The organism is uncultured Thiodictyon sp., assembly GCA_903837595.1.
Classification (GTDB): domain Bacteria; phylum Pseudomonadota; class Gammaproteobacteria; order Chromatiales; family Chromatiaceae; genus Thiodictyon.
Window position 1 is genome coordinate 24,074 of sequence record CAILVI010000188.1, and the last position, 10,614, is coordinate 34,687.

6 protein-coding genes are annotated in these 10,614 nt (G+C 62.3%); 2 read left to right on the forward strand and 4 right to left on the reverse strand.

What is annotated here, in order from left to right:
* Positions 1-101 precede the first annotated feature (101 nt).
* Together mdeB and QZY44_RS10185 are read right to left on the reverse strand one after the other, a co-directional pair.
* Positions 102-2,792 carry an alpha-ketoglutarate dehydrogenase gene (gene mdeB / locus QZY44_RS10180; RefSeq protein WP_295445776.1) on the reverse strand — a complete coding sequence of 897 codons (2,691 nt, stop codon included), beginning with the start codon at positions 2,790-2,792 and terminating at the stop codon, positions 102-104.
* Between the two features lie 1,399 nt (positions 2,793-4,191).
* Positions 4,192-4,719 carry a hypothetical protein gene (locus QZY44_RS10185; RefSeq protein ID WP_295445778.1) on the reverse strand — a complete coding sequence of 176 codons (528 nt, stop codon included), beginning with the start codon at positions 4,717-4,719 and terminating at the stop codon, positions 4,192-4,194.
* Positions 4,720-5,681: 962 nt separating this feature from the next.
* Between QZY44_RS10185 and QZY44_RS10190 the strand changes: the two genes are divergently transcribed.
* Both QZY44_RS10190 and QZY44_RS10195 read left to right on the forward strand, forming a co-directional pair.
* Complete coding sequence (locus QZY44_RS10190) at positions 5,682-6,662, forward strand: prohibitin family protein (RefSeq protein ID WP_295445780.1); 981 nt, start codon at positions 5,682-5,684, stop codon at positions 6,660-6,662.
* A 92-nt stretch (positions 6,663-6,754) separates the two neighbouring features.
* Positions 6,755-8,104: a radical SAM protein gene (locus QZY44_RS10195; protein ID WP_295445782.1), complete on the forward strand. Its 1,350-nt coding sequence runs from the start codon at positions 6,755-6,757 to the stop codon at positions 8,102-8,104.
* A gap of 169 nt (positions 8,105-8,273) precedes the next feature.
* On the opposite strand, the gene QZY44_RS10200 is transcribed toward QZY44_RS10195, so the two are convergent.
* Entirely contained in the window at positions 8,274-8,696 is a 423-nt protein-coding gene (locus QZY44_RS10200; RefSeq protein WP_295445784.1) for an HIT family protein, read from the reverse strand.
* Between the two features lie 290 nt (positions 8,697-8,986).
* On the reverse strand, positions 8,987-10,614 hold a 1,628-nt coding region (locus QZY44_RS10205; RefSeq protein ID WP_295445786.1), incomplete at its 5' end, for a restriction endonuclease subunit S.

Here is a 10,614-nt window from a genome sequence, read left to right on the forward strand (position 1 = left end):
GAATTCCGGAGAGACTGGTCTAATTCGGTCAAATTAGGCCAATCGAGGCCTAGCTGCAAGCAGGGAGCGAAACCCAGGCGGCACCGCGGCATGACGGCCGGTCAGCAATCCCAAGGATTCGCGCCCCCCGTATCGATGCCATAGCGAGCGATGGCCTCCTCGACCCTGGATGGATCGAGCACGCCGTCGTCGGCCAGTCCCTTGAGCGCCGCCAGCGCGATGTGGTGCCGGTCCACCTCGAAAAAGCGGCGCAGCGCCGCGCGGGTGTCGCTACGCCCGTACCCGTCGGTGCCCAAGGCGACATAGCGGCGCGGCACCCAGGCGCGAATGAGATCCGGCACCGAGCGCAGGTAGTCGCTCACGGCGACCACTGGCCCTACCGTCGGCGTCAGACACTGCTCGACCCAGCTCAGGACAAGCGCGGCGCCTGGGTGCAGCCGGTTGCGCCGCTCGGCGTCGAGCCCGTTGCGGCGCAGTTCGGTGAAGCTGGTGACGCTCCACAGGTCGGCGGCCACGCCCCAGTCGCGCTCCAGCAGCTCGGCGGCGGCGATCGCCTCGCGCAGCAGGGTACCGGCACCGAGGAGCTGCACGCGCGGCCCGCGCTGGCTGTCCGCCGCCGCCCGCAGTCGGTACATGCCGCGCAGGATGCCCTCGTGCGCGCCGTCCGGCATGGCGGGGTGGGCATAGTTCTCGTTGGTCACCGTGACATAGTAGAAGCAGTCCTCCTGGTCCTCATACATCCGCCGCATGCCGTCGCGTACGATGGCGGCCAGCTCGTAGCCGTAGCAGGGGTCATAGGCCACGCAGTTGGGCACCACCGAGTACAGCAGGTGGCTGGAGCCGTCCTGGTGTTGCAGGCCCTCGCCCGAGAGGGTGGTGCGACCCGCGGTGGCGCCGATCAGGAAGCCCCGGCAGCGCGAGTCGCCGGCCGCCCAGACGAGATCCCCGATGCGCCGGTAGCCGAAGGCGGAATAGAAGATGTAGAAGGGCAGCATCGGCACGCCGTGGGTGCTGTAGCTGGTGGCGGCGGCGATCCAGGAGGCCAGGGCGCCGGCCTCGGTGATGCCCTCCTCCAGGATCTGGCCCTCGCGGGCCTCTTTGTAATAGAGCAACTCGTCTTTGTCCTCCGGCTCATAGATCTGCCCGAGCGAGGAGTAGATGGCAACCTGCCGGAAGAGCGCCTGCATCCCGAAGGTGCGCGCCTCGTCGGCGACGATGGGCACCAGGGTGGGACCGAGCGCCGGGTCGCGCAGCAGGTGGGAGAGGATCTGCACGAACACCATGGTCGTGGACTCCTCGCGCTCATGCCCGCCCTCCAGAAACCGGGCGAAGGCGCTCGGCACCGGCGCGGCCCGCGCCGGACCCTGCGCGATGCGCGCCGGCAGATAGCCGCCGAGCGCCTGACGGCAGGCGTGCAGGTATTTCATCTCGGGACTGTCGGCGGGCGGCCGATAGAAGCTTAAGGCCGTGACGTCGGCGTCGGAGAACGGCAGCTCGAAGCGGTCGCGGAAGGCCAGCAGGGCCTCGGCCTCCAGCTTCTTCTGCCCGTGGACGCCCATCTTGCCCTGACCCCAGTGGCCCATCCCGTAGCCCTTCTTGGTCTGGGCCAGGATCACGGTCGGCTGACCCCGGTGGGCGACCGCGGCGTGGTAGGCGGCGTAGATCTTCACCGGATCGTGGCCGCCGCGCTTGAGCCGGTCGATGTCGCTGTCCGAGAGGTGGGCGACGATCGCCCGCAGCTCCGGGTACTTGTTGAAGAAGTGCTCGCGGTTGAAGCGCCCGTCGGTGGCGGCGTACTGCTGTAGCTCGCCGTCGACCGTCTCGGCCAAGCGCTTCAAAATCGCGCCGTCGTGGTCGCGGGCGAAGAGCGGGTCCCAGTCCGCGCCCCACAGCAGCTTGATGACGTTCCAGCCGGCCCCGGCGAAGAGCCCTTCGAGCTCCTGCACGATGGATCCGTTGCCGCGCACCGGACCGTCGAGGCGCTGCAGGTTGCAGTTGACGACCACGATCAGGTTGTCCAGCCGCTCGCGCCCGGCGAGCGACAGCCCCGCCTGGGACTCCGGCTCGTCCATCTCGCCGTCGCCGACGAAGGCCCAGACCTTGCGACCCGCGGTGTCGCTGATCCCACGGTTTTCCAGATAGCGCATGAAGCGCGCCTGGTAGATGGCCTGGAGCGGGCCGAGCCCCATCGAGCCAGTGGGGAACTGCCAGAACTGCGGCATCAGATAGGGGTGGCAATAGGAGCACAGGCCCTCCCCCCCGACCTCGCGCCGGTAGTGGTCGAGCTGGTTCTCGCTCAGCCGCCCTTCCAGGAAGGCGCGGGCGTAGACGCCGGGCGCGGAATGGGGCTGGAAGTACACCAGGTCCCCGGCCTGGCCGGCACGGAAGAAATGATTGAAGCCGACCTCGAACAGGTCCGCGGCGGAGGCGTAGCTGGCGATGTGACCGCCCAGCTCCATGGAGACGTTGTTCGCGCGCACCACCATCGCCAAGGCGTTCCAGCGCACCAGGGCGACCAGCCGCTGCTCGGTCTCCAGCGTCCCCGGAAACTGCGGCTGCTCGGCCAGCTCAATGGTGTTGCAGTAGGGGGTGCTCCAGACCGGCGGCAGCGCCACGCCCAGGACGCGCGCCCGGTCGAAGACCTTGCGCAGCAGGAAAGTGGCGCGGTCGGGGCCTTCGCGCTCGATGACCGCATCGAGCGCCTCCAGCCACTCATCGGTCTCGGTCGGGTCCGGGTCAGGCGGGAGCACCGCCCAGTGACCCGAGAGGCTGAAGTCGGTACTGTCGTTCATAGCAGGCTCGGCGGCTGGATGGACGAAGAGCCAAGTATCCGCAATACCGGCAAATTGTCAAAGGGCGAGCGCGCGGCCGCGGGCGCGTCATGGACGGACCAACTGAGGGACTGCGAATGGGTCTCCCGGATCGGGGCCGACAGAGGATAGCAAGGGGGCATACTGTCGCCCGCGCTCGCCCAGATCGCTGCAATGGGCGGCGGCGGCGCGTAATGCAGCCTTGATCTGCTCGGGCAGAGAACGGTATGGGGATTCCGGAAAGACTGGTCTAGTTCGGTTAAATTAGGCCGATCTTCTCTAGGGTTCCTGCCTTCGTCGTTTCCCGGAGCATCCTCCCGCGGTTCAGATACACGCGCAAGAACGCGGCGAATACACACAACCCCGCTATCTGGCAGCAGGGCCATGCGCTTGTCTGCGCGCGAGACGGAAGCGTCAGGTTGGCGATGGGTGCGCGGGAACGAGGTCCCGGCTACGGGGCTCGGCGAGTTAAGGGCGGGCCAGCACCCAAGCCATTGAAGGGTTCGAATGGCGCGTAACGACGAATCGCCAATCAGGTCACGGCCACGCTCCAGGCGATGCCGCGACCGTCTTGAGCGTTCGTTTGCATGTGGTCAGCGGTTAGCCGCCAGTGCCGCTCAGGGCGTAGGGCACCAGAGGGGCCAACATGATGCCGATAGCCAGCCACATGGCATGGTTGCTGCGGGTGCTGAGATCTTTGTCACTCATGATGGTCACCTTGCGTTAGATTGCGCATATATCGTTACCGTTTAGCACAGTGATGCGTCTGTTGTACCGTGGGGGGCGATCCAACGACCCTTTGCTGTGCCGACGGTTGCGAAGATACAGAGCCCGCCGCTGAGCCTCCAATGGGTATTTCCGACTGCGGCGATAGGTTTCACCCACATGCTGACGCAAGACGACCTCGCCGATGTGCAGTCGCTCGCGCTCGCCCCGATGGTCTTTCAGGAACAGTTGCCGACGGTGCGCGATGTGCGCGTGAACGTGGTGGGCGAGCGCCTGTCTCGCGCGGCCGTCCGGGCCGGCGAAACGCTGGACTGGCGCAGCCGCCTCGAGTTCGTCGCCGGTGTCACACCCGTCGAGTTGCCCCCGGCGGTCACGCGGGCGGTCTTCGCCCGCCGGCTGCGCGTGGCGACGCTCACCCTGAGAATTGGGAACAGGGGCAGCGCCCAACTGTTGCCGGCGCTGCGCTGGCCCGAATCTCTCACGGCAAGGCACCAGGCCCGCCAAGAAATGGCAGCGGATAGACCCGCACTATCCCCGTCGGTCGGTCTGAAGGCCGGCCGACCTGCCGGCGTGGGCGCAATGCCGAGCGAGGGGTATCCGCCGCGCCTAGGGCGCGCAGGCAATCACCAGATCGTCGCTGAAGGTGCCGACCTGCTCATCTTTGCGCCGGTAGATAGATGGCGGTGTAGCGCCGCAACTCGGGCGTCTCCGGACGCAGCAATGGGCGGTCATCGACGAAGGGCGAGGCCATGACATGGCTCAGCAAGACCCAGTCCGTATCGGCTTCGCGTTTAGAGTAGAGATTGACGCCGTCGCTTGCACGCTTGGTGAAACGCAAGACGACCACACCAGCGGTCTGATCGACCGCGGTCAGATCGGGTTTGGCGGCGGTGAGATCGACCAGGTGCTTAGGCCCTTCGATCCCGAGCGTATCACCCTGTTCCAGGGTATAACCGCGATGGGACTTGATGCGCCGGACCAAGGCCCGGAACTCCGCCTCCAAATGGCGGCGACTGGCGTTCTTCTTGGATGTCGCCCCCTTCGAGGCGGCCGCGGTGACGGGGGTCAGATCCTCCTGTGTGACACCATAAGCCGCCGGATCGGCCCTCAGTGTTGACATGGCGCGCGCCACCGCGATCGCGAGATCACTGTCTCTATTGGGGAGAAAATCAGTTCTTGGCATGTTGGCTTTCTCCTTCCTGCCTCTAACTGGAATGCTGGCGGCGCTCCCTCGCCTGTGCCGAGGATCGCGGCGGGTCGCCCGGCCTTGGCGTCATACCATGGCAGAACGGAGCCATCGCCTTCCAGGACGCGCTGGTGCCCTTGCGGATGCACCGGTACTATTCCATGATCCAGTCGTACCATTCCAAGACCCACCCATAGGGCCTAAGGTTCCAGCCATGCGGCTGCAGGACTCAGAGGTGCGGTTTCGGGGCTTAGCCTTGCGGTTTCAGAGTGCAACCGCGAGGTTTCAGGGCGCAACCGCGAGATTTTAGAGCGCAACCGGGAGGTCCTAGAGCATAACCGTGCGGTTATAGAGCGCCAACTTGAGGTTGCAGCACAATACCTTGTGGACCCCATGTAACATCATGATATATTTTTGGTTCTAGCACTTTGGGTGAGTCTTGGAATGGTGCGGTTACAGAGCGCAGACGTACGGTTGCAGAGCCCGGACTTACGGGTGACGTGTCCGGCCGTGCGGGTCCATTCTGCGACTGGCCGGTTCCGCGCCCGGTTGGTCCGATTTCAGTCTGCGGCGGACCCTGACGAGACTCCAGTGGGACGATTCCAGCTTGGTCCGGCATGGCCGCGTCGCCCGACCGCGCGCCTCGCCTGCGCATACCCGACCAATCCCTGGTGGGCGTCATCCTGGCAATTGGCCTCGCGGCGTTCCATCCGCGGCATCGACTGGTGAAGTTCGCCGGCGGGTTCGCCGCGAAGCGGTCTTGCCCTAGAAGAAAGGGTAGTTCAAAACGGCCAAAATACTAGGTCCCTGCTCAACTATTTTCACGCCGGGGCGCCAAGCGCGCCGCCCTGACCACCGCGGTATGGACTTGGTTTGATCTGGTCCGCCGTTGCGGATACGCTGTGCTCGTCCGCCCGATGAGGGCCTGTTGCTGCCAAGCGCGGCCATGAGAGACTACGATGCCATTGCCGATTTTACCGGAGCGCGTTACACGCTTGCTCTATCACCCATTCGCGATTGCGATTGTCTTGGCCGGATCACTAATCTGGTTCGGCGTCTTCATCGTCGATCCGACGGAAATGGCCGGGGTGCGCCGCTTGGGCCAGGTGACCACCCGCGAACCCTATGGTCCAGGCATTCACCTCAAGCTCCCGATCATCGATCAGGTGGATCGCTTGCAGGTCTCGCTCGACATCCTGAAGGTTCAGGACCTGACGATGTATACCATCGACAATCAATGGGTCAGGATCTCGGTCGGGCTGACCTACCGGATTCCTCCCAAGGCTGTTTTTCGCCTGCTCTACCAGGTCGGACAATCCGGCAGTTTCGGTATCCGCGAGAACGTGGAACCGATCATCGCCGACCGCGCCATGCGGGTCTTCGCCCGGCGCAACACGATCAAGATTTCTGAGGAGCGCGAGGTCATTGCCAACGAAATCCGGCAGGCCGTCGCGAGCCGGCTCGATGAGTTGTTCGGCATTGAGGTGGTCGATTTGCAGATCGCCAAGATCGAATATAGCCCGATCTTTGTCGCCAGCGTTGAAGCGGCGGTGAAGGCCAAGAACGACGCGGTGGCGGCCGAGAATACGGTGAATCGTATTCGCTTCGAAGCGGAGCAGGTGCGGGTCCGCGCCCAAGGCGAAGCCGACGCCGCGGCAATTGGAGCGGAAGGCCAGAAACGCTCAGCAGTCATCCGCGCCGATGGCGAGGCACAAGCCATTCAAATTATCGGCGCGGCGCAAGCGGGCAGCTTGCGCGTGCGGGGCGAGGCGGTCGCCGCGCATCCCGAGGCGATCTCGCTGGTCGCGGCCGAGCGCTGGAGCGGCACCTTGCCCCAAACCTTGCTCAGCGAACGCGGTATCTTGCCGCTGTTGAATCTGAACGCGGGCCCCGCGACCGTGGCGCCGGTCGGATCGCCAAGCGCCAGCGCAGGGAAATGATGGGCAGAGAGGCTCACGCCAAGGCGCCAAGCTCGCCAAGAAATCCACTTGGCGAACTTGGCGCCTTGGCGTGAGACATTAGCGGATTTGGGATGATGCTCAGGTATCAGTCGTCAGCTCGAAAAAGACTCCTCCTGATCACCGCATCCTCGCCGGAGATCGGCAGGGTGCGGCGCGTGCGGGTGTTGAATTTCCAACAGATCACCATGCCCTATCTGGCGGCCTTGGTGCCGGACGATTGGCAGGTCATCCACGTCGATGAGGTCGTGACGGCCGTTGATGTGGCCTCGCAGGTCGATCTGGTCGCGATGACCTTTCATACGCCCAGTGCCTTTCATGCGTATGAGTTGGCAACACAATTTCGCCGGCGCGGCATCCCGGTCGTATTGGGTGGACCACATGTGACCTTGGTGCCCGATGAGGCACAACAATATGCGGACGTGATCTTTGTCGGCGAAGCGGAACAGCAGTGGCCCAAGTTCCTGAGCGACTTCGCAACGGGACAGTACCAGCGGCGCTATAGCGCGATCGGTCTGCCGAACCTCGATAACGCACCGGTGGCCCGCAAAGACTTGTTTCACCGTCGCGACCATACCGCGGGAAGGCTGTTTGCCACGCGGGGCTGCGCTTATCACTGTGATTTCTGTACGCTCCGCGTGATGTATCGCGGCCTGGTCCGTCAGCGACCCGTGGCCGCGGTGGCAGCGGAATATGCATCTTTTGCAGGAAAAGTGATTATCTTCTGGGATGATAATCTGGCCAGTGATCTGGACTATGCCAAGGCGTTGTTTCGGGCGATTGCACCGCACCGAAAATGGTGGAGCAGCCAGGCAAGTATTCAGGCTGGCAGCGATCCGCAGTTCCTGGAATTAGCCGCGCGCAGTGGATGTAAGCAACTATTCATCGGCCTGGAATCCATCTCACAAGCCAGCATGGACGAGGCGCACAAAGGATTCAACCGCGTCGATGACTATGCGCGGGTCATTGAGCGCATCCATTCCTATGGCATCGCGGTCCAAGCTGGGATCGTCTTCGGCTTTGACCATGACACAGAGGCGATATTTTCCGACACGCTCGATTTCTTGGAGGCTGTTGGGGTGCAGAATGCGACATTCAACATCCTGACACCCTACCCTGGAACGCGATTGTATCGGCGCCTGGAGGCCGAAGATCGCATCTTGACCAGGGATTGGGCAAAATACAACGGACGACAGGACGTCGTCTTCCGGCCGCGGCAGATGAGCGCCCTGACGCTGCTCGACGGGTATCGTTATGCCAATCGCCGGTTCTATTCGCCGCTGAGCATCAGTCGGCGTTTGTCCCGTTCTCCGGTCGGGCTATGGTGGACCCTGCCATTGAATCTGGCCTATCTCTCGGCCCGCTGGTTCGATCAACGGCCAAGAATTCAGCCCTCATCAGCGCGCCCGAGCGAGCACCAATGACCCACTCCTTTGCTTCGATCGCGGCCAGCATTTGCGCAGCGAGAATCCTTTTCCCAATCGGAGAATTCATTCGCATGGCACTATTCCCGGCATACTGGTATACCAAACCTTGAGATCAAGCGGCCGCGGCCGCAGAGCCCCGGTATTGCTGCCTGGTCAAGCCGTTCCTTCATGGTCTAAGGGCATTTTGGATCTTTGCCGCCAAGGCCTTGAGGACCTCGGGGTCGGCGCGCTCACGGCCATGCGCACCGAGCCGCTGTCCGTCCTGCATGGGTATGATATGCACGTGATAGTGAAACACCGTCTGGCCGGCGGCAGCGCCATTGGTCTGCATGATGCGGATGCCGTCGGGCGCCAGTGCCTTCTGCACCAGGCGGGCCATGCGTTGAGTCGTCAGCGTTGTTGCAACCAGGTCAGCCGCCGAGATTTCAAACAGATTCGCCGCATGGGCCTTTGGAATCACCAGGGTATGCCCCGGACTGGCCGGCTGGACATCCATGAAGGCGGCGGTATGCTCGTCCTCATACACCCTGACCGCCGGGATATCGCCCCGCACGATACCGCAAAAGATGCAATTGCTGTGATCAGACATGGTGGTTACTCGATGGTGTTGTGATCATTCATTCCCAGGCTCTGAGACTGTGCCCGGGCTCCCACAAAAGACAGGCTCACGCCAAGGCGCCAAGCTCGCCAAGGAAGACAAGGAAGGCAAGGAAGAGAAGGAAGACAATGAATTATCTTTGCGAGCTTGGCGCCTTGGCGTGAGACTTTCTTGATCTTGCAGCTGCCGCAGGCTGGCGTTTACGAGCCGGTCGCGCCGCTCGTCCCGTTTGGTCTGCGCCGCCCCCAGGCGAAGGTAAGAACAGAATAGAGAATCGATGCTCATGCCAGCGCATCGCGCAGCACGGCCTCAAGCAGCCGCCGACTGTCGGTTTGGGTGGTGGTGAGATTGGCTTCCAGTTGGTCGCAGACGGCCATCAGCTCATCGACCTTGGCGACAATGCGGCGTTGTTCGGAGATAGGAGGCAGGGGGAACACCAGTGATGATAACGCTCTCCCAGTAAAGTGCGGGATTCCTACCCCCGTGAAATATGTCTGAAGCACGCCTGCATCGAAATAGGCGGAGATACAGTAAGCGAAAAAGTCACTGCTAAGTGCAGTGCTAGGCCGCACGCGATGTAAGGCTTTTTGGAAAGCTACGTCACCCTTGGTTGCTCGCCAAACTGCCGTTCTAGCAATGCCGTGACCGCCTTCGCAGATAAGTACGTCCCCATCAATAAGCAAGTATTTTTCAATTTCGCCGTCTTCGATTAGCAATTCCTTCAGGTCGTCCGTTCTGATGTCGAACCAATGGACATTAGTATTCCCGAGGTAACGGTAGCGTTGCCCCCTGTTCTTCGCCTTATCGAGCATCTTGCCTAATCTTGCGTCAGCGACATGCTCGACTTTCGCCCAACACCAATTGTCGGGAAGCGTCAAAACCAATCGATCATTCTGACGCACCTCCCGCGTGATACCGAAATCTTGAACGCGTGCATCAGTGGGATCTTGCGTGACGAGACGGCCGCGGACGGCGAGGTTGAGAATGGTCTGGCGCAATGCCTTGATGTGCTCGGGTCGGGTGGTGAGCCGCGGTATGTCCTGAAGAAAGACAGGCTCACGCCAAGGCGCCAAGGCGCCAAGGTCATTCTTGACAGCTTCTTTTTCTTCCTTGGCGCCTTGGCGCCTTGGCGTGAGACATTCTTGATCTTGTAGCTGCTGCAGACTTGCGGTCACGAGCCGGTCGCGCCGCTGCTCCCGCTTGTTCTGCGCCGCTTCCAGCCGATCACACAGCGCCATCAGCTCGTCGACCTTGGCAACGATGCGGTGTTGTTCGGCGAGGGGGGCGATCAAGACAATGTGTTCGAGGAACGGGCCACGGTTGATATGCGACATTACCAACCCGTGCGCGTGTTCACTATCAGCCATCTCGCGAATAGCATGCCGCAAAAGCAGAAGCAAGAAATCACGCGTGCTGAGTCCCTCGTCGGGGATCACCCGGAAGATGTGCTGATTGAGAACCCCAGGACCACGGTCCCAATTAAACGCTTCCAGCGTCGCAGACCATGAAACAAGGATATCTCCATCGCGAACAAGTACTTCATCCGGGAAATCACCTTGCGTGAAGTTGAACTCCCTCGACGGGTCGGTGAGGTTCTGAATGCGGATAATCGGTAGACCCTCTGGCTTCCAATCAGAAGGCTTGAAAGCTAGGCCGTTAATGTAGAGTCCCGTGTCATTGACCCTTGCTGGCAGCCAACCGCGAGGAACGTCTTTTCCTCCATCGGCAACCGTAATTGCGAGGGAAGGATTCCATCTCAGACGCTTTGTTGTTTCTGCGGCCTTTTCGAGCCGGTGCCGTGCCTGTTTCAGTTGCTCGAGAGGCGGTTCGTCGCTCGGGTCCTGCGCCACCAACTTCCCGCGCACCGCCAGATCGAGAATGAACCGCCGCAGCCGCGGCACGGCGTCGG